General features: G+C 35.9%; 22 protein-coding genes and 5 pseudogenes. 2 read left to right on the top strand and 25 right to left on the bottom strand.

Annotation, left to right across the window (positions count from 1 at the left end):
* The first annotated feature begins 153 nt into the window (after positions 1–153).
* Complete coding sequence (locus tag OPR58_RS06845; RefSeq protein WP_265022315.1) at positions 154–1,098, top strand: IS110 family RNA-guided transposase; 945 nt, start codon at positions 154–156, stop codon at positions 1,096–1,098.
* A gap of 230 nt (positions 1,099–1,328) precedes the next feature.
* Here the strand turns inward: OPR58_RS06845 and OPR58_RS06840 are convergent.
* The 23 genes and pseudogenes from OPR58_RS06840 to OPR58_RS06730 form a co-directional block, all read right to left on the bottom strand.
* Positions 1,329–1,700: pseudogene (locus OPR58_RS06840) on the bottom strand (phage tail protein); the annotation flags it as partial.
* A gap of 46 nt (positions 1,701–1,746) precedes the next feature.
* Entirely contained in the window at positions 1,747–2,706 is a 960-nt protein-coding gene (locus OPR58_RS06835; RefSeq protein ID WP_265022212.1) for an IS5 family transposase, read from the bottom strand.
* A gap of 105 nt (positions 2,707–2,811) precedes the next feature.
* Positions 2,812–3,237: pseudogene (locus OPR58_RS06830) on the bottom strand (phage tail protein); the annotation flags it as partial.
* Entirely contained in the window at positions 3,237–4,022 is a 786-nt protein-coding gene (locus OPR58_RS06825; RefSeq protein ID WP_265022314.1) for a baseplate assembly protein, read from the bottom strand. The pseudogene OPR58_RS06830 and the gene OPR58_RS06825, both read right to left, overlap by 1 nt.
* Before the next feature lie 2 nt (positions 4,023–4,024).
* Entirely contained in the window at positions 4,025–4,360 is a 336-nt protein-coding gene (locus OPR58_RS06820) for a GPW/gp25 family protein (protein WP_265023179.1), read from the bottom strand.
* A 7-nt stretch (positions 4,361–4,367) separates the two neighbouring features.
* Positions 4,368–5,402, bottom strand: a complete 1,035-nt coding sequence (locus OPR58_RS06815; protein WP_265022313.1) for a PDDEXK nuclease domain-containing protein — start codon at positions 5,400–5,402, stop codon at positions 4,368–4,370.
* Positions 5,403–5,431: 29 nt separating this feature from the next.
* Entirely contained in the window at positions 5,432–5,686 is a 255-nt protein-coding gene (locus OPR58_RS06810; RefSeq protein ID WP_019236415.1) for a PAAR domain-containing protein, read from the bottom strand.
* Complete coding sequence (locus OPR58_RS06805) at positions 5,687–6,151, bottom strand: phage baseplate assembly protein V (protein ID WP_265022312.1); 465 nt, start codon at positions 6,149–6,151, stop codon at positions 5,687–5,689. It abuts the gene before it with no gap.
* On the bottom strand, positions 6,138–6,617 hold the full coding sequence (locus OPR58_RS06800) for a hypothetical protein (RefSeq protein ID WP_265022311.1): 480 nt from the start codon (positions 6,615–6,617) through the stop codon (positions 6,138–6,140). The genes OPR58_RS06805 and OPR58_RS06800 overlap by 14 nt, the downstream gene beginning before the upstream one ends.
* Positions 6,618–6,626: 9 nt before the next feature.
* Positions 6,627–7,115 (bottom strand): phage tail protein, encoded by a 489-nt coding sequence (locus tag OPR58_RS06795; RefSeq protein ID WP_265022310.1) that lies wholly within the window; start codon positions 7,113–7,115, stop codon positions 6,627–6,629.
* The gene (locus tag OPR58_RS06790; RefSeq protein WP_265022309.1) at positions 7,116–7,421 is read right to left on the bottom strand and encodes a head-tail joining protein; all 306 of its coding nucleotides are present in this window, start codon (positions 7,419–7,421) and stop codon (positions 7,116–7,118) included.
* A 109-nt stretch (positions 7,422–7,530) separates the two neighbouring features.
* On the bottom strand, positions 7,531–8,535 hold the full coding sequence (locus OPR58_RS06785) for a major capsid protein (protein ID WP_265022308.1): 1,005 nt from the start codon (positions 8,533–8,535) through the stop codon (positions 7,531–7,533).
* A gap of 43 nt (positions 8,536–8,578) precedes the next feature.
* On the bottom strand, positions 8,579–8,947 hold the full coding sequence (locus OPR58_RS06780) for a head decoration protein (RefSeq protein ID WP_265022307.1): 369 nt from the start codon (positions 8,945–8,947) through the stop codon (positions 8,579–8,581).
* 141 nt (positions 8,948–9,088) lie between these two features.
* A complete protein-coding gene (locus tag OPR58_RS06775) occupies positions 9,089–10,120 on the bottom strand; it encodes a S49 family peptidase (RefSeq protein WP_265022306.1) in 1,032 nt (343 codons plus the stop codon).
* Positions 10,121–10,143: 23 nt separating this feature from the next.
* Positions 10,144–11,550, bottom strand: a complete 1,407-nt coding sequence (locus tag OPR58_RS06770) for a phage portal protein (protein WP_265022305.1) — start codon at positions 11,548–11,550, stop codon at positions 10,144–10,146.
* A complete protein-coding gene (locus OPR58_RS06765; RefSeq protein WP_265023178.1) occupies positions 11,551–11,775 on the bottom strand; it encodes a gpW family protein in 225 nt (74 codons plus the stop codon). It abuts the gene before it with no gap.
* 1 nt (position 11,776) lies between these two features.
* The gene (locus tag OPR58_RS06760; RefSeq protein ID WP_265022304.1) at positions 11,777–13,603 is read right to left on the bottom strand and encodes a phage terminase large subunit family protein; all 1,827 of its coding nucleotides are present in this window, start codon (positions 13,601–13,603) and stop codon (positions 11,777–11,779) included.
* The gene (locus OPR58_RS06755) at positions 13,600–15,084 is read right to left on the bottom strand and encodes an ankyrin repeat domain-containing protein (protein ID WP_265022303.1); all 1,485 of its coding nucleotides are present in this window, start codon (positions 15,082–15,084) and stop codon (positions 13,600–13,602) included. Before OPR58_RS06755 ends, OPR58_RS06760 begins: the two co-directional genes overlap by 4 nt.
* 18 nt (positions 15,085–15,102) lie before the next feature.
* Positions 15,103–15,582, bottom strand: coding sequence for a hypothetical protein (locus tag OPR58_RS06750; protein ID WP_265022302.1), 480 nt, complete (start codon positions 15,580–15,582; stop codon positions 15,103–15,105).
* A gap of 28 nt (positions 15,583–15,610) precedes the next feature.
* Positions 15,611–16,821: pseudogene (locus OPR58_RS06745) on the bottom strand (DNA modification methylase).
* 103 nt (positions 16,822–16,924) lie between these two features.
* Positions 16,925–17,248 (bottom strand): annotated as a pseudogene (locus OPR58_RS06740) (Holliday junction resolvase); the annotation flags it as partial.
* 67 nt (positions 17,249–17,315) lie between these two features.
* A complete protein-coding gene (locus tag OPR58_RS06735; RefSeq protein ID WP_265022253.1) occupies positions 17,316–18,074 on the bottom strand; it encodes a group II intron maturase-specific domain-containing protein in 759 nt (252 codons plus the stop codon).
* A 26-nt stretch (positions 18,075–18,100) separates the two neighbouring features.
* Positions 18,101–18,382, bottom strand: a complete 282-nt coding sequence (locus OPR58_RS06730) for a reverse transcriptase domain-containing protein (RefSeq protein WP_265022301.1) — start codon at positions 18,380–18,382, stop codon at positions 18,101–18,103.
* Between the two features lie 122 nt (positions 18,383–18,504).
* Here OPR58_RS06730 and OPR58_RS06725 point away from each other — a divergent pair, with 122 nt between their 5' ends.
* Positions 18,505–19,464: an IS5 family transposase gene (locus OPR58_RS06725; RefSeq protein WP_265022212.1), complete on the top strand. Its 960-nt coding sequence runs from the start codon at positions 18,505–18,507 to the stop codon at positions 19,462–19,464.
* A 29-nt stretch (positions 19,465–19,493) separates the two neighbouring features.
* Here the strand turns inward: OPR58_RS06725 and OPR58_RS06720 are convergent, their stop codons facing one another.
* Positions 19,494–19,844: a reverse transcriptase family protein gene (locus OPR58_RS06720; RefSeq protein ID WP_265022300.1), complete on the bottom strand. Its 351-nt coding sequence runs from the start codon at positions 19,842–19,844 to the stop codon at positions 19,494–19,496.
* 507 nt (positions 19,845–20,351) lie between these two features.
* A pseudogene (locus tag OPR58_RS06715) lies at positions 20,352–20,495 on the bottom strand (Holliday junction resolvase); the annotation flags it as partial.
* Positions 20,496–20,692 lie beyond the last annotated feature (197 nt).

Genomic DNA, 20,692 nt, shown 5'->3' with positions numbered 1-20,692 from the left:
ATCACGGGCGTGTGCGACCGACCAACTGTTGGTATTATAACCGTTCGGATCAAGGTACACTAGCCCATCTCTCGATACGTTTGAATAGTTGCATGGGACATATGTATGCACCCGTTTACAATCTTAAATTAATTAAAACTAATCGAGGTTATTATGATTACATCTTATCAAAATTTTATTGGCATTGATATCGGAAAATTTAAAAATGTTGTTGCAGTTCACAAACAGAAGAACGCTGTCGAATTCGACAATGATACTGCTGGCTGGCAACAATTGTTTCAAGATTTTTCAAATATCTTACCTAATTCTTTAGTAACTCTGGAAAACACTGGAAAATATGAGCTTGGCTTAGCACATTTTCTTGTTGATAAAGATATTGCTGTACATCGAGCTAATACTCGCAAAGTAAAAAGCTTTGTTCTATCTCATGGAACTTTAGCAAAGTCTGATCAATCAGATGCAAGAGCCCTTGCTCAGTATGGGTTTGAACGCTATAGTACTCTATCTCTATTTGCACCTATGTCAAAAGAACAAACAACCTTAGTTGCACTTTGTCAACGTCGTGATGACATTACAAAAATGAGAGCTCAAGAGAAATCTAGGCTTGCAGCACCTGAAAACGACCATATAAAAGAAAGCTGTCAGAAAACTATTGAATTCTTTAATAGCCAGATAGATGAGCTCAACAATACCATACAAAAAATTATTGATGAGAATCCAGAGTTACAAAAGCGCCAAAAAATCCTTAAAACAGTTCCAGGAATAGGTGCAAAATTATCTCAAGATTTTCTGTGTCTAATGCCAGAACTTGGTTATGTAAGTAGGGGAGAAATTGCAAGTCTTGCTGGAGTTGCACCTCATCCGAAAGAAAGTGGTAAAACTATTGGTTATCGCAGAATAAGTGGTGGCAGAAGCAACGTTCGTAAAAAGCTTTTTACAGCTGCGATGTCTGCTTCAAGGTCTAAGTCTGCGCTTGGTGCCTTCTATTCAAGGCTTGTTGGTAAAGGTAAAAAGAAGATGGTGGCTATGACAGCTCTAATGCGTAAAATCATAGTAATTGCCAATGCGAGGCTTAAAGAAGCAGTCAATGTGAATTAAAAAAATCTGCATAGAAAATAGGTTAACGAATATGTGCGTCTACACACATTTAAAGCACATATTCGTTAACCATAAGATCTAAGCAGTAACTGTTGTTTGATACAAAATTTTTCTATGATTAAGTTAGGGTTTTTATTGTCAAAAATGCACTTTTTACTCGAATAAAAAACAAAATTACAAACAAAAGTTGTAATGAAACTAAATTCAAAAAATTTTAAAAAACATAGTTGATCCGATAATACTATCTGTGCTTTTGCAAACTTTATTTCTGGCAATAAGCTCTGTGGTAGTGGATGTAGTGCTTTTGAGTTATACCACTGATGATTTCTTTCATAGATGCCTTTGTAATCCTTCGTGTGAGGCTCTGTTTCTCCAAGTACTGCTACATCTAACCGATATATATCATTACTAAATGCTTGTTCATAATGGTTACGTAGATAACTCTCTATAACCTTAATTGATGTACCACTAAACCTGAAAAAATTTACTCTTCCAAACGATAATACTGGTCCGTCTTTTTCAATTTTTATCCCTGAGTAATCCGATAACAAACTTCCAAATAAACTTTCATCTAAAATAAATCTGCTAATATTATAGTGATCATGGCTTTGTTGCATAGCACTGATAGGCATGTAAATCACAATGAACTTACGCAGCTAATTTAAATTTAGCCATACCAATATCAGTAAATTTGTTCAGTAAGTAGCACTTAATTAACAGCTCTTTTTCACGATTTACCTCTGATTTATTTTTCAAGCCAAACCCAAATATTTGCTTCAACCTATAGAAAAAGACTTCAATATAAGACCGTGCTCCATACTTAACTTTTTTCTTCCATTCATTAATACCATCTTCATAATTCTCATATGACCTAATTCTACTAATATACTTGTTTCTTTCTGATAAGTAGTCAGCTAAACAAATTTTAGTATCCTTCCTAGGGCGAATAATAGGCACAATATTGTATTTTCTGCATTCTTTATACACACTTTTTATATCATAAGCCGCATCTGCTCGAATAGAACAAATGTTATATTTATCACTGACTTCTTCTAACATATCGCAGACCGGCAAATAGTCTACAGCAACACCACTAGTGTAGTTCATGCTTATTGCTTTCTTATCATTTATGTTTAAAATAACATGTAATTTTCTTACTTGACCATAACCACTGTATTTTCTTTTTCGAATATTAAGCTTACTATGCCCACCGTTATTATTGTAGATACTAACTCTAGTGCTATCTACGGCAATTTCAACATTTTCCAGATCATCTTTATTGCTTCTATGGTCATCAATCTTCAAATTAAGCTTTTTAAATCTTCTGGAAGCTTGTGTATAGCTGATAATCTTAAGTTTTTTGCCTATTTGTACCATATAACCTTTTACAAAACCTACAGCTTGTCTCAAGCCAATTCTAAAAAGATGAACTATTATGTGTATTAAAATTACAACTTTATCACTATAAGTGTTATTGCCACCTGCAACTTTTGGACTATTTTCATACCAATTTTCTATGGCTTGATTAACAAAATGAAAAACATTTCCTCTTTTTTTTAGAAACTCATTATATTCTCTTTGGTTACTTACTCTCATTTTTTGTGGCATAAGTTATACTTGTTTGAAAAATGCCTATTTTACAACAAAATGCGTTAGTAACCATAAGCTTTTCTCCTTACAATAACCTCAACCAACACTAGCTATGCAACAAAGCCAGTGATCATTGAAAATCCTCATTAGTCGCGATCTTACGGGCAATGATAGCTTTGCTAGCTCTACTACTGCATCTACAAAAAAGTCATTTGGAACATCCCTTATCCCTATCTGCAATTCAAAAAAGTGCTTACCAGGTGGTTCTTCGATAATTGTAATATCTTCTATATTTGCCCATTTTAGCGCTATTTTTAGTGATGCAGGTGTTCCTCTTAAACGCTGAAATTCTACCCCTTCTTTTATCGCTCTTCTTTTCTCTTTTGCCCAACGCAGTATCTCTTCTAAACCATATTCTTCTATTATCCATGGTAATACTTTTTCCCCTGGACTAAATTTAAACCCTCTGATACAGTTTGGATCAACTTTGTAATCTATCGCATCTACTAGCGCTTTCTCCTGTTTTGTTGCATTTGGTGGCAATAACATTACTCAATCTTTAAATTTCTCAAATTTGCACATTCATTTCCCAGAACCACAACATCCTCTTTTGGCTCGATTAATTCTACGTTTTCTACACCATCTACAAATAAATTCGCTATTATCCAAGATCTTGTTACACTCCACCCTAATCTTTTTGCTAATTCAAACTTCTTAATAAACTGCTTCTTGATTTCTTCCTCTGATATTACAGGACTTATGCTCATTCTGCTGTGAATATCTATTTCCGTAATATTGCAACCAATTACTGTTATTGTATCTGCTAAAACCCTTATATCATCTCTAGTAACCTGCTTTTTTACAATTTTAAGTAGCTCTTCTAACGCTATGCCAGTTGTGGATAATTGTGTTGATAAGATTGAAATTTGTACTTTTCCTGGTATAGGTGATTCTACTAGCGCATCCTTTACTCTTCTATCTGCCGAAAGTGCATGATATTTATAATATTCCTTACTTCCTCCTGTTGACCAACCTGCTATTTTTGCTTTTACCCTCTTTCTAAATCTTTCATCCTCTTCTTCTTTTTCTCTCTCTACTCCATAAAACTCAGCCAAATTATCAACTGTCGCAAATTTAAGTAAGTTACTCTTTACTGCTTCATTTATTCTTTCTCTAAGCAAAAGTTCTCGCCATGCTGCTACTTCTAATACCTTCATTGCTGGATCACTTTCTACCAATCCTGTAAAACTTGCATCTCGCTTTACTAACTCTTCCTTCATTCTCGAAAATATTTCCTCATATCTTAGTTTTTCAATAATATTAGATGTTTGCATTTCTAAACAACTACTCCACTAATATTTATGAACTTGCCTTCTGAAAGATAGACACCTTCTAAATTCAATGTTACTCTCCCTTCTTTTACTCCTTCAACTTTTACTTTTTCTAACTTAAATCTCTTTTCCCATTTTTCCAAAGCTTCTGCAGTTGCTGCGTAAATTTCTAGTGTTAAATCACGATTAACTGGCTTATCCACTAATTCAAATAATCTTGAGCCATAATCTCTCCTCATTATTCTACTGTTAATAGGAGTGGTCAGTATATCAATTATCGACTGCTTTAAGTGCTCTATTCCTTCTAACGTCTTTCCTGTTTTAGCATCCATTCCTCTCATATATTTTTCATGGCTCTGACTTAATACTTGCATGTTTTTCACGTGCTATAGCAATAGCCTTTCTCAACTTCTTTTCAAGAATTTCTTTAGAAGGAAGCTGTGTTAAATACTGTGCAACATGAATATTAGAGCCTTCGAGTTCAAGATATTCTATATCCTCTTGATCCTTATCAGCACATAAAATAATCCCTAACGGTTTTTCTTCACCTGCTTTTCGTTCATTTTTATCTAACCAATTTAAATACCATTCCATCTGTCCTTTATAAGCTGGTTCAAAGCGACCTATTTTTAGTTCTATTGCTATAAGGCGTTTTAATCCTCTGTGAAAAAATAGCAGGTCCAAATACCTGTCAGTTGTTTTAGTACTCATCCTTTTTTGACGTGTTACAAAACAAAAATCATTTCCAAACTCTTGTAAAAACTTTGTCAATTCATCCAAGATTGTATTTTCTAGATCAGTCTCACTATAACTTGATGGCAATTCCATGAAGCTAAGGAAGTATGGGTCATGAAAAATGAATTCTGGTGCTAACTTTTCTTCACGTAAATTTTTTATACTCCTTCTTATGAAATCTTCAGGTTTTTTTGCTAGTGCTGTACGTTCATACAACATAGTATCGATTTTACTACGTAGTGCCCTAACACTCCACCTTTCAATACGACACATTTCTATATAATAATTACGCTTCAGCTCATCAGAAATTGCAATAATTTCTACAAAATGTGACCAACTCAATTGTTGTGACAGTGTCGCGACAATTTCTTGATCAGAAAAGAATTTAGAAAATTGCACCATACGAAATAATGACGCTCTATCAAAACCACGTCCATATTTAATCTGAAGTTCTTTTGCAAGTTGGGAGATGATTTGCTTCCCATAATCTGCACGTTTGTGCTTTAGAATATCTTGATCAATTCTAGAGCCAATTTCCCAGTTTAACAATACTAGAGTAGAATTGAATTGAACAGAAAGATGATTTTTTGCTCTATCTATTAAATTACTAATGTCTCCTAATAGGCTAGTAGTTATATCCATATTCATAACTTTATTTTTGATAAGTATAGCATATTTTATCCTGAAAAAATGTTACTGCTACCACTGATCACCTTGGAACCACAAGAAACCATATCACCAACTCTTCCCACTCCAAACCCATTTGCAAACACTGTTTTTGATCCTTCAGTTAATACTCTACCTTCTGTAAAATTATCTCCTTTTCGGCAAACTGGCTTACCATTTACAAAAACATTGTTACTGCCACTAACACAAAAATGTAGTGTTGCTTCTGCACAATGATCTCCTACTCGCACAACCGATTTATTCATTTAATTAAGGTTTATTTTATCTGCCTTCAATTTTATTCCACTTTTTGTCATTTCTATACTCGATTCCCCAGCCTTCAGTGTTATTTTGTCCACTACTTCAATCTCTAAATGATGTTTTTCCTTATCACATGTAAACTTCGTCCCATCTTGAAACTTTATACTATTTATTTCTTTTTTATTTTCTAGTGCAGGGTACTTTTCCTGATATATTCCTGGTAATACTACTCCTAATGATAGTTCACCAAGAGGAGAAAATACCACAACTTGTTCATCAATATCTGGCGGAGACCAATCTCTATCTTTTCCTGCTTTGCTTGTTATCCATGGCAGATAATCTGTTACAATATCTCCTATTTTCACTCTTACTTTTGCTTTTTCATAGTCTATTTCTTTAACTAGGCCTATACGAATGATATTCGCTACTTTTCTATTTAGCTCTGAAATTGCAAAACTATGGTCTAACATGCACTTCACCTATCTCAATAACATGTGGCATTATGCCAGTTGACCATACTGATTTACCCGCATGCACTTCATGAGTCCACTCCACTAACCACACTAAATACGCATCCAATTCTGGCCTAAATCCGTCAATTTCCGCAGAGATAAATTCTCCTGGTGAAACACTCTTCACGTTCCAAGTATTTTTATTTACTACTCTTGCTACTTCTGTAGCTAATGTTCTAACAACTACCGAGGAATCCTCGACTGTTCCATCAACTACAACCCTTGCTTCAAATCTTGCTTTTAGCGCTAATTCTTCTGTTCCAGGATCTTTTCCCGATTCTAAACTCACAAGCTCTACAAATACCGCTGGCGCTAATAATTCTTTTCTTATTGCTGGATAAATTTCACATGTCTGTATAGACGGTATTTCTTTCTTCAGTGTGGTGCAAATTGTTTGATGTAAATCTGTCCAGAACTTTGTCATGCATATAATTTAACTCATGTAATGTATAAAATATTTTTCAAATACCTTTTCAACTTCATAATTAACAAGATTCCCTATTATCCTTGAAGCCTCAGGTTCTAATGGCAACTTAACTTCCTTTATTGGCAATGCTGCCCTTCCTTCACGTTTAAACATACCGCTATTTCCTTTTGGCATAACTGCTGCAAATCCTCCTATAAACTCATGCTTTCCTACTTTCGATTCTCTTCTTGTTTTTTGTATTTTGCCAATTGCCGATGCTCTAATGTCATAGAGATTTGCTCTAATTAACACTTCTAATCTGCTAGTTTTCGCCTTAAAAATTCTTAATCTCTTTCTTATCAAACTTAATTTTATCTTCTTTTCCTCACTGATTTCCTTAGCTGTTTTTGATTTTAGCCATATTGCTGTTTTGTTTAATGCTCTCACTGTCGCTTTTTCCACTTTTTTCCTTTCAGTATCTATACTTTGTACAATACTACCGGTGTTAATACGCATTTATACTCCTGACGCTCGAATTTTCCATACCATTCCTGAATTATCTTGCAGCGGTGAAGAATATACTTTATATTTACGGTCACCTATAACAAAAATATCTCCTACAATTGGCTGCAGTACATCAAACGCACTTACTTCCAACACTAAAGTTTCTCCTACAAATTGCCCTTCACCAATCTCGTATAATTTATCTGGCTCTTGCTTTAATACTTGTACCATGTACGCCTTATTTTTCGACTTATACAAAGCTAACTCTCCTAAATGGGCAAAACAATCTTTAAATAATCTCTTTATATTTTCCTGCATACCATTTTTTCTAAAAGTCTTTACATATTATTTTAAACATATTGCATATCTTATATTTTTATGGTATATTTTTATGGTCATAAATAGAGTTTTCTATGTGGGGACCCTACTATGTTGTTACTATTTTCGCTAAAACGGCCGGACGATGGCACATTGGCAGAGGATTTGACTGCGTATGTAAATCAGTTCCTCTATCAAATCTCCTTGGTTCTTGTTTTGCATAAAGTGATTTTCCTAGTGTATTTACTGTCTCATTAAAATCTGCTGGTGCAAAATATGTTGTAAATGTGCTTGCTGTTCCTAGTGGAAAACAGTGCCCTGTATCTCTTTCTATAAATCTTCTCACGGTTCCTTCAGGATCAGTTGCTTGTCCTCTATATTCCTCAAACGTTATTCCACAGAACGTAAATCCTGATCTCATATCGTTTCTCAGCGCTGCTCCTTCCTGCCATCTCTCATATGCTTCTTTCACTTTAGTATGAGAAGTAAGTGCATCAAAAAACTCAGGGCTTACTAAAGCATGAATTCCAGTCATATATTCACCACTTAAGTTATCCTCAATATGCCGCAATACTTCCAGACACTTACGTTTTACATCTGTTGTTGCTGTTCCCAGTGCAAAATTTACTACTTTTGGTGTTATTTCAAATTCGTTGTACAGATTTAATAATTCTGACCCATCAGCATCTAAAATTATTCCTTTCAGCGCTCCCATTCGCAAATGCTCCAACGTTATTGCATGTTTGTTCCTCATCAATTGCAAATGATCAGTTATTACATCTGCAAGCGCTTTAAGTTCACTCTCTGATCCAAATGCCCTTATTCCTTGTACTTCCTCTGGTAACACTACATCATCATGTGGAATATGCGGAATCGTAAATGTTCTTACCTTTCTTTTGCCACGTTTTCCTACTGTTGCTGGTGCTCCGGGTAACTGCGTTGGTAGTAAACTTAATACTCCGTTTTGCTCTTCTATGGTAATATGTCTAAATCTTACTGACCTATTTGGAAATAAATTTAGATTTTCAACTCGTCCATAATTTATCGGCAATATATTTATCGCATTTGTTAGTGCCGTCATGCTAAATGCTGTATTTTTAAATGGATTTTGCATTTTTTCTTTTCCCCCTTTGTGTTTTTTATTGTTTAATATAGCTTTAGACTGCTTTACGGATAATGATCCCTCGTCCTTCAAGTTGCTTTATTGCTGCAGCTTTTTGCTCTTCAGTGATACCTGCTGGCCATACAACTGCATGATCTGCTAGCATTGCACCACGAGCAATAATTACTCCTTTACTATTTTCCTTTGCGTTTACATCGCTTGCTATCACTCCTATCGCCGTTTGTGTACCATCTGTGGCAGTTGGATTGATTATCCTAATCATGTTGTCTTTATCACGACTAACAACTGTTCCTAGCTTCAGATTTTGCCCCTTGGCTACTGTTATCTGATCTCTTGAATATAGACTTGATGCTTCATACTTTAATAGGTCACCAAGGTTATTTTGTTCAGTTATACTTGTCATACCTTTTTCTCTCCTTTTTTTATTTTTTTACCGCCGCGTTTACAATTGCTATACACCGCGGTTATTACCTTATAATTAGCCATTATGGCGCATTTTGAACACTTGTTTACCACAGAGCACTATATACGGCGGTTATAAAATTTAAATGCACCGACTTTTCGCTACCTGCATCATCAACTCTTCCGGAGAATTCTGTGGTATTGCACTCAGTATCTCTGTCTTTTTCGTTCGCTCTGCAAGTAACTCCATTAAAACTTCCCTTGCTTGCTCAATACTTACGCCCTGTTCAATAAATTCTCCTATCTTTTCTGGCATCTTTGATACATTACATAATCTTATTATCTCTAAAATTTCTCTACGACAGTTCTCGTAGCCTTCCTCAGTTAACTCATTAGTTGTCATACTAACACTCCTACTTTTATGATTATTGATAAATTCAAAAAATGTTGTAACTCCATCTGCAAGACCTATTTCTACTGCTTTCTCGCCAAAATATAGACCTGCTTCTGTTGATCGAATCTTTTCAATTGAAAGACCTCTGTTTCTTGCTATTAGCTGCAAAAACATTTCATATAGTCTTCCTACTTCTTTTTGTAAGCTTTCTAAACTTTCAGACGTCATTGGCTCATGCGGATTTAAATCATTCTTCCGACTACCAGCAAATATTGTGGTATATTTTATTCCCTGTTTTTCGTCAAATCCACTTTGATCTATATGACTTGCTATTACTCCTATACTCCCAATTCCTGAAGTGCGGGTGAGAAAAATCTTTTCAGCGCTAGAGGCTATAGCATATGCAGCAGAGTATGCATCATCATTTGCTATCGCTATTATCCTCTTTTTTGCTCTTGATTCATAAATAAAATCAGCTAGGTCAAAGACACCGTTTACTTCCCCTCCTGGACTGTCTATGTCAAGTAGAATCGTCTCTATGCTTTTATCTTCTAAAGCACTCTCTATCTCTTCATGAATATTTTCATACGAAGTCATGTCTAAAATATGATCAAAAGCTTCTGTTTTTTTTGTCAAAACTCCATAAATACGTATTATTGCTATTCCTTTTGGATTTATATGAAAATGCTTTAAATTCTTAAAGATAGGTTGTTTGCTGTTATATAATGATAGTAGTTCAAAACTTCTTCTCTCTACCATTATTGGTTTATTTATCCACATCACTTTCCTCCCCTTATTGTATTTTATGGCACATTAACGTCACAATCGAAACAAAGTCCAAAAGAATTAGCACGCTTTTGATCTTCTGCTATTTCTTGATCAATTTCTTCTACATCATAACCCATTTCTGATACTACTTCCGATCGACTCTTAAATCCATTCCTTACTGCCATTTGCTGTGCTTGCTGGTCTTTCAGTGGATCTACCCAATCAAATCCCTGTGGTATCCATTTTACTTCTTCTTTCGCTGCTTTTACTACTTTTTCATCTATACAGAGTTCTCCAGAAAGTACTGCTAATTCTAGCCATCTACTCCATACTGGTCTGCAAAATTGAAATACTATAATGTTGTGTTGCAGCATAGCACATCGACGACGAAACTCTATCAGCCCTGCTCGAATGGATGAATAATTAACGCCTGTTAAATCTCCTGTTAGCTGCTCATATGTTATTCCTGTACCTATTGCTATTGCCCTCAGTTGCTGTCTCATGAATGCTTCATAACTTCCTCCAACATCTGACGGCTCTGAAAATTTTATATCTTCTCCTGGGTCTAAAAGCTGCATTGTTCCAGGTTCTAGGCCAGATAGTGCTACTCCTTGCTCATTACTTTCACCTTCTCCTAAAATATTTGCTTCAGGATCGAGCCTTGTAATAAACCCTGCAAACATCGCTGCTGTCTTTTTTCTCACTAATTCTGCATCATCGTATTGATCAAGCTCATAAAGTTTCAGAAGTATACTCGAAAGCCATGGCTCTCCTCTTATCTGACCAGGTCTTAATGGTCTATAAATATGTAAAACATCATTTGCTGGCACTCTCACCGATTCACCAAACGAGCCTTCGCCTGGATGTTCTCTAAATAAGTAATATGCCTCTCTTTGCCCAAGTCTATTGAACTCAATCCCGTTTCTTATTACATTACCATTTCCTAAAGTTTGATTTGTTTTATTATCTAGATGTTCAGACTCAAGTACTTGCAGTTGTAATGGCACAGAAAATCTATCTTCCAGCTTTCTCGTTCTTAAACGTACAAAACATTCTCCTCCCTCTATCATACTTCTGCATACTAGAGCTTGTAATCCATAAAAATCACTTACTCCGTTACTGTCTGCTTCATCTGTCCATTTTAGCCATAATTCTTGCACCCTCTTTCGAAATTCTCCATCTCTTGCTTTTGATTGTGGTTTTATTCCTGTTCCAATAGAGTTACTTACTATCGTATCAATGATATTTGCTGCATATGGATTTTTTCTCACCATGTCACGTGATCTACTACGTAAAGTTTCAAGATTTTGAGACAGCAAATTGTTTATACTTCCTAACTCTTGTTGAAAGTGAAAAAATCTTCTTCCTGAGCCAGATGCATCCCAGGCTGAACTTTTGATTTTTGGCTTGTTGAATAATTGTTTGAAGGTTTTTAGCAGCATTTATAAAATTCCTTTATTGGTTGAAAAAATAATCTTTCTCTTTGGCTTCATACCTGCAACTTTTAACTCAGCCTTAATTCGTTGTCTTAAATTCAATAAATCATTTATTTGAACTTCCCCGTACCGCACAACATGGTCACCATATGCAATTGATACTACTCGCTCTCCATTTTGCAGTTTCTTTATCGCTTCTTCGACTTGAATTAAATATTCTTGATTGTACATTTTACTTCTCATTCAACCATTGACTTCTTCTTACTTTTTTTACCCTTTTAGCTTTTTTATCTGCTAAATTTTCCCATTTACTCTCTGGCCAACGATCTATTCCAAGTGCAATAGATGCTGCTCTCGCATAAATCCGGCAATCTAGTACTTCGTTTCTTTCTCTTACCTTTTGCCACTCTTGTTTGGTGTATCCTTTCACTACCTTGCTGACTAATTGCTCTGCCGTTAACTGCTTAAAATATTCAGGCGCATACTCGGGAAAATGACAGTATCCTGCTGGAGCTTCTTCACCGTCCTTTAAAACATTAAGTAATTGAAAAAGTTCTGACTTTAAAATCGATACTCCCACTGGCCAGAGCTTTATTCCTCTTTTTAGCTTTTGACCACCAACTGTTATATCTACTCTACTTGGGCTGCTAAGTGGTACTAGAGCTTTATTTACACCTTTCACTGCCATTACTCTTCCAGAGCCTTGATGACCTCTTACCCAATTGTATACTTCTTGTGTCGCATACCCAGCATCAACCGCCATCATACTTATCATGTATTCAAGACCATTTTCACCGATAAAATGATGATTTAAGAGCTCAGAGAGTTTTCCCCATACTTTTCCTCTTCCAGTATCACCTTCAAATACTCGGTATTCTATTGACCAACTTTCGCGGCTTTTTCCCCATGCTACAACTTCTACTTCTAAACGATCTTTTTGGACATCTACTCCTGCAGTAAGCACCACTTCTCTCCTAGGTACTGTGCCTACGGGAAAAAATTCTCTTCTGTTAAATAATTGCTTCCAGTCTGGTACTTCTCCTTTATCTACCCAGGTTTCTCCAAGCGTTGTGTTGATCCAAACTTTCAGTAATTGTTCACTTTCCTTTGCATGCAGAAAATCCTCTACTGCTTGTTGCCAACTATACCACCCAACTGGGCTATAAAGACTTGAAAGGTGAAATCCTATTACTTTGCTATTGTGTACTTGATTTGTAGCTCTCCATTCTCCACGTTCAAGCATCTCTGTCTTTTGATGATTTTCTATCTTTTCACCACATTCTATACATATATAGTGTGCTGTACTTGGATTTTTATCTTCCCATTTAATTTGTGACCATTTTAGAACTTGATAGTAATTACAATACGGACATGGTACAAAAAAGTACTGCTTATCTGTTGCTTCAAATTCCTTCTCAATTCTGCTTATTCCATGAATCGTTGGTGTTGACACTAAAAAAATCTTTCGCCTTGCAAATGTATTAGTTCGAGCAATACTGAGCAGTACTGGATCTCCTTCTCCTCCTGAATCTCCTGGGTAGGCATCTATTTCATCAAGAAAGAGATATTTTACTGGCATAGATCTCAGTCCTACACTACTATTCGCTCCAGTTATTACTACTATTCCACCTGGAAACTCCTTACTTTGTACAGTATTCCCTGAATCTCTTGACCTTGGGTCTTTTACTTTACTTTTTAAACATGGTGTACTCTCTATTAACGGTGCAAATCTTCCCTTCGACCAACGTTTTCCCATTTCAACTGTTGGCTGTACTACCAGCATTGGACCTGGTGTTTGATCGATGATATAGCCAATCCAATTGTTGCCAGCTTCTGTTCCCCCAATCTGCGCTCCTTTCATGAATACTACTTTTTCTGCAGGTGAAGATGGTGATAGTGAATCCATTATTTCTTTTAAATAAGGAGTTCTTTCTGTTCTCCATTTACCTGGCTCTGATGCTGCAGTTGGCGCTAAAACTCGATACTCATTCGCCCACTCTGATACTTTAAGCTGGGGATCTGGCCTTAAACCTTCAGAAAAAGATGTAGCGTATATCATTGTCTGCATCTACTCATAACTGGTTCTATCTCGACATCATTAACAATAGAACTACACTCATCCAATTCCATAAACATCTTTTTCTGAAATTCCTTTTCTATATATCTTTTGCTCATCTCACTTATCATTATTGCTATAACAAGCGCAAATACCCCTGTTATTGTTGCAAAAATGATTGCACTGCTTATTGTTGTTGTTATCAACTCTATATATACTGCTACTGCTATTGCGCTGACTGTAGTATAGATGCAGATAATATTATTATGTTTTTTCGTCCTTTTATCTGCTATTTCTCTCTGTGCTATATATTTATTATGAAGGGTTGGAAAATTAACAACGGTATCTCTGCAGAGCAAAGACCCATTTTTTTCAGTAAACAAAACTTTAAGTAACTCTAAATTGTTTGATTTAATTGCTAAATGTAAAACAGGTGTATAATTTGCTCCTTTTTTCAGCAATAACTTTACTACATGTAAATGCCCTTTTTCCGCAGCAAGGTAAACCGGTGATAAACCTTTATTATTTACAATATCAATATCGATTTCTTCTCTTAAAATTGCATCTACAATCTCAATTTCTCCTCTTTGTGCAGCTAAATGGAGTAGACTATTCTTTTCAGAACCGTATTTATTACTCATCAAAGCCTTCTTTATCTCAGGTTTAGCGTAATCAAATGGTGTTTTACCGCTATCGTCTTTTACCAGAGGGTCTATATCTTCTCGCGTTAGTAAAACTTCTATTGTTTTTAGTCTTTCAGCATAATGTAGTGGTGTTTTATTTTCGTAGTCTTGCAAATTTACTTGAGCATTAGGCTCCTTTATTAAGGATTTGAGGATATCAAGACATAAGTCTCTTTCATCGTAATTAGCATTACTTACAGCTATATGCACAGGTGACAATTTCATTGAGTTTTGTCCCATGCGTGCACTATTCACATCTGCTCCAAGCTTCAGCAGTAACTTTACTATCTCCAACTTTTTATTATTAACTGCATAGTGCATTGGTGTCTGATTTCGTGCATCAAAGACATCTATTTCAGCTTTTCCTTCTCTTATCAAAATCTTTACAACTTCTGCATGTCCTATGCCTGCTGCTAGATGTAATGGAGTATGGTGCAAAGCATTTCGTACATTAACGTCAATACCTTTTCTGATCAAATATCTCACTGCATTAATTTCACCTATCATTGCAGCTAAATGAAGTAAGCTATCTTGTTCTGACCCGTACTTGTTATTAATTAGTGCTTGTAATATTTCTGCTTTTTTCCCTTCTTTGGCGTAATCAAGAGATGTTTTACCTTCATTATCTTCCACAAAAGGATTAATGTTCTTCTTCGTGAGTAACAAATCTACCATGCTTAATTCATCAAACTCTATAGCGCAATGCAGTGGAGTTTTTCCGTTTAACCCTCTGACATTAACATCTAATCCAGGTTGATTGATTAAACACTTTATTAACTCTAAACTTAAGTTATCAGCCATTTTGTATTCAAAATCTTTTTATATTTTAAATTTAGCGTTAGATAATTCTTCAAGTGAGTTTGTAATCTCTTCAGTTAGCGTCTTGTGAATTTTTTCAGTGTCACTCAGTGATGCAAGCAGTGCTGAAACTCTATTTGGAACATTAAGCAAATTATTACGTACAACTCTTGCTACGTTAAATGCCTCACTTTTTACTTCCTCTACTGCTACAAGTTCTCCTATTTCAGCTTTTGCCTTTGCCTCAAGCAGTTTACCTCGTTCCATTTCATTTTTTATTCTAGTTTTTAGCAACATCGTAGAAAGGTTACTTGTACTTTCTGGATTTTTCCTCCTCAGTGGCTGACTTGGATCTCTTATTGCTGCCACCGCTTCATTTGCTTGTTCTCTATTTACCAAACCATCCTCCAACTCAACTATTCCTTTCTTTACTAAATAACAGACATATTGCTTTGATACTCCTATCTCTCTTGCCCATTCCGTCTGCGTGATTTTTTCCACTCTTTTCCTCCACTTTTTTTGCTCCTTTTTACGAATTTTCTTCTTGAATTTCTGCAAAAGTTTTACCAGTACTGGCTAAAAGGGCATCTCTTCCGGTATATATTTGCCAACGTTTTATGGTTACATCTACAAATTTTGAATCTAACTCTATTGTCCTGCAAATTCTTCCTGTTCTCTCACATGCAATCAGTGTACTTCCAGAACCGCTAAATGGATCAAGTACTATGTCTCCTGATCTGCTGCTGTTTACTATTGCTCTCTCCATTAGCTCTACTGGCTTCATTGTTGGATGTAATGAGTTATGTGTTGGCTTATCATAAAACCACAGTCACTTTGATTTCTACCCCCATGCCACTCACGTTTATTGCCGCTTTTCCATCCATAGAGCATTGCTTCGTATTGTCTTTGATAATCTGATCTTCCTAGCGTAAAGTGATTCTTTGCCCAAATGATAAATGTTGACCATTTCCCTCCCGCTTCCTCAAATGCTTTTTGCAACGTTGAAAACTCTGATGATGATATGCAGATGTAAATTGCACCTTTCGTATATGCTAAAATATGGGAACAGATGTCGTAGAGAAAAAGTTCGTACTTTTCACCTTGATTATCATTTAATATCTTTTTGTCTTGGCTATTACCATAATCAACGTTATATGGAGGATCACAAACAGTAATGTCTGCCATTTTATCATCTAACAGCGCTTTATATGATTCAACTACAGAGCTATCACCACAATAGATTCTATGATCACCTAAAATCCAAAGATCACCTGGCTTTGTTATTTCTACCTTTTTGTCATCAACAACTAAGTCAGAAAGATCTTCTTCTTCACCATCTAAATCATCAAGAAACCGTTGAACTTTTTCTAATTCAAATCCAGTCATTTTAAGATCAAACTGTAAATCTTCTAGCTCCTGAATTTCCACTTTTAAAAGCTCATCGTCCCACTTTGCCCAATTAGCTGATTGATTGGCCAGTAATCGAAAAGCTTTGGTTTGTGGTTCATTTAAATTATCACTTAAAACCACTGGAATACTCTCCATACCAAGCTTTCTTGCTGCTTTAAGTCTTAAATGACCATCAACCACAGTTCCATCGCTTTTTGCAACTATTGGTATACGAAAGCCGAATTCCCTGATTGAAGCACACATTCTATTTACTACATCATCATTTTTACGAGGATTACGCTTATATTCGACGAGGTTTTCAACAGGATAGTAGTGGATTGCTAAATTCATATCTTAATAATTAAAAAGTTAATATTCAAAATATCTCTGACGCTAAAGAAGGCCTGGGGTCAAACCCACCAAATCCGCCAGTATGGCCGAAAGGACCCACTTTTTATGGATTTTTCGTCTTATTAATATTTTTACTGAAATCCATAATATAGAACATTAATGCCAAAGCATCGGCCTCATTATCATCTCTAGGTGAAAATCCTTTTTCCTTTACAGACTCAATAACTTCACTCTTACTTGCATTGCCTTTGCCCGTTATAAAGCGTTTTATAGTTTTAACATTAACACCTTGGTAGGGAATATTGTTCTCTTCACACCAAGCAGACAGCACTGCAAGAAAACCACCATAACAATGCGCTGCATCAGTTCCTAGATGTCTTCTCACTTCTTCAAAATACACTGCAGTGAACTCATGTTTCAAAGAATTAGTAGGGTCGAGAACTGGCGCGCCTCTTTAGGGTTTGGTGGCTGATCCATTATTTTCATGTTGGTCCTCAATCCAAAATTCCCATGTTTACGTTTCCAATTCCCGCCTCATCAAACGCAGCATGCGGATTTCCCGCACTACGCTTTCCTAGTAGATTCTTACCAAAGTTTATAACATATTGTGCTGGTAAGGCTTTCGGAACGTAATATCTTATTCTATAGTCCGAATATAGACCAAGGGTCTCATATATACATTCGCTACTCCACCTTTTCCAACCAAATCCTTTTGCTTTTCTGGCTTGCATCATATTGCGTCTTGTTTTCTTCTCTACCCACTGTTTAACGTAGCTGAAGCTTCGACTTGAGTTTCCTATTCTAAAGTAGTTTACCCACCCTCTCAATATCGGATTGATGATCTGAATCACTCTCCGTATTGGTTGCGATTTATAGTTACTGAATACCTTCTTCAACTTTTGAAGTAGGCTTGTTCGTGTTTTCATCTGTGGTGTTATCTGTACTCTCCACTTTCCTTGTTTTGTAATTTTCTTTCGAAAGTCAAATCCTAGAAAGCCGAATGTTTCTCCTCTCTTTAGATTGGCAATTTTTGTCTTTTCTTCATTTACACTTACTTCTAGTTTTGCTAATTCTTCTTGTAACCTTTTGTACACTAATTTCTCGAGCCATTCCCATCTCTGGTGCCCATCTATCAGTATCACTAAATCGTCTGCCCATCTGGCGTATTCTATACGTTGATATTTTTCTTCCCTGGTCACCTCTTTTGCTCTCTCTAGCATTTTGTCTACCTCATTGAGGTATATATTGCTCAACAACGGTGAGATAGGCGACCCTTGCGCTATTCTCGTTTTCCTCCTACCTTAAGGATTAGCTTAATCAAGTGCATGATTTCTTTATCATTTATTCTCTTGGCAATTTTCTCCATGAGAATATGATGTCGTACGTTATCAAAATAGGATTTCAGGTCTACATCAATACATTTTGTATTGCCTTTGATTGCTGCTTTCGCTACTCTGCTTACTGCTTCATGCGCTTTTCTCTTGGGTCTATATCCATATGATCCGTCCTGAAAGTCAGATTCATATATCGGTTCAATTATTAGCTTTAGTGCACTTTGCACTATTCTATCCCGGATGGCTTTGTTGCATAGCTAGTGTTGGTTGAGGTTATTGTAAGGAGAAAAGCTTATGGTTACTAACGCATTTTGTTGTAAAATAGGCATTTTTCAAACAAGTATAACTTATGCCACAAAAAATGAGAGTAAGTAACCAAAGAGAATATAATGAGTTTCTAAAAAAAAGAGGAAATGTTTTTCATTTTGTTAATCAAGCCATAGAAAATTGGTATGAAAATAGTCCAAAAGTTGCAGGTGGCAATAACACTTATAGTGATAAAGTTGTAATTTTAATACACATAATAGTTCATCTTTTTAGAATTGGCTTGAGACAAGCTGTAGGTTTTGTAAAAGGTTATATGGTACAAATAGGCAAAAAACTTAAGATTATCAGCTATACACAAGCTTCCAGAAGATTTAAAAAGCTTAATTTGAAGATTGATGACCATAGAAGCAATAAAGATGATCTGGAAAATGTTGAAATTGCCGTAGATAGCACTAGAGTTAGTATCTACAATAATAACGGTGGGCATAGTAAGCTTAATATTCGAAAAAGAAAATACAGTGGTTATGGTCAAGTAAGAAAATTACATGTTATTTTAAACATAAATGATAAGAAAGCAATAAGCATGAACTACACTAGTGGTGTTGCTGTAGACTATTTGCCGGTCTGCGATATGTTAGAAGAAGTCAGTGATAAATATAACATTTGTTCTATTCGAGCAGATGCGGCTTATGATATAAAAAGTGTGTATAAAGAATGCAGAAAATACAATATTGTGCCTATTATTCGCCCTAGGAAGGATACTAAAATTTGTTTAGCTGACTACTTATCAGAAAGAAACAAGTATATTAGTAGAATTAGGTCATATGAGAATTATGAAGATGGTATTAATGAATGGAAGAAAAAAGTTAAGTATGGAGCACGGTCTTATATTGAAGTCTTTTTCTATAGGTTGAAGCAAATATTTGGGTTTGGCTTGAAAAATAAATCAGAGGTAAATCGTGAAAAAGAGCTGTTAATTAAGTGCTACTTACTGAACAAATTTACTGATATTGGTATGGCTAAATTTAAATTAGCTGCGTAAGTTCATTGTGATTTACATGCCTATCAGTGCTATGCAACAAAGCCATCCCGGATGCAGGGTATGTTCAACGTTCTGAGTTTTCCCCCAACTTTTGGTATTTCCTTTCTCCGGTTCCTATTTGGGCTATAGGTTTTGGTTATTAGTTCATGTCTTATTTGCTGAAGATACTTTTCTAAGCCTTCTGCCTCTATCGATTTGAATGTTACCCCATCAATTCCTGGTGCCCCATTGCTTTTCTTTGTTAGCTTATATGCTTCTTCTAGTGTCTCCATCTTGCAGACGTGTACATAGATTCCCCAGAATCGCCATTCCGGTTCTGCTTTCGCTTTGATATATATCTTTCTTCTCAGGTCTTGTAATTTTATTGGCATTTTTGTCATTTTTACCTTTACCTTCCTTTTGTTAAAAGATCTCTACTAGTAGGGTGCCTTTGCTCCATGGGCGTTACCCCACTTCTTCGCTACTACACACCCATCCGCCACCCTTTCATCTTCGGTTCTTTTCCTGTTTTCCAGTTATAGAACCTACCACTCCAAGGTATTTCTCCTTGGGATGAGGAGGGCTTCTCCAGTTGCTTTGTATGTCCTCATTACCATGCTATCACTACCACCCCGCTGAAGTAGAACAATTGTATCAGTCGTTTTTCAACTGCCTATTCTGCTTTCGCCCATTGACCGCTGGCTCAGCCTTCAGTTCTTATCGTTTTCGAGGCCACCTATATGTTTGCTTTCGCTACGGCCTAGTAATTCGCCATTATCCTATGATAACGTTGTCGGTAGGCTTCAACATTTTGCTTTCCCTCCACATTGCTACCCTAGCTACAGGACTTCGACTTTTATCCTGGTGGGTCTACCTCCCACTGAACATACTTGCCTTCTCTGGACACACAGCCAATTACGAAAGTTTAAGAAACACATTCCACCTCCACTGAAACGGCTACCATGAAAGCCTTTGCTTCCACTTTCAATTATTCCATCTGTTAGAATTGCCCAGCCCGTTTGCTTGCCGAGGTCTAGTGTTAGGATTGACATTTATTTGAAACTTTTGTGTTTGAAGCGCGTAGAGGTAAACTAACCTCATTGAAACAATGCCCCTTTATTATATATATACCGGATTTCTTACTACTTTTTCCGAGATTTTCTAAAAAAAAGTTAAAATAATTTTTAATCACAAAAAATGAAGAGACTATAGAAAAAAAGGTTTTCATATTGCCTTTTCTGTTGTTTTC

The sequence above is a fragment of the Wolbachia endosymbiont (group B) of Ischnura elegans genome (assembly GCF_947251585.1).
In the GTDB taxonomy this organism is placed as follows: domain Bacteria; phylum Pseudomonadota; class Alphaproteobacteria; order Rickettsiales; family Anaplasmataceae; genus Wolbachia.
The sequence above is the reverse complement of the archived record's forward strand: the minus strand, read 5'-3'. Positions and strand labels throughout refer to the sequence as shown.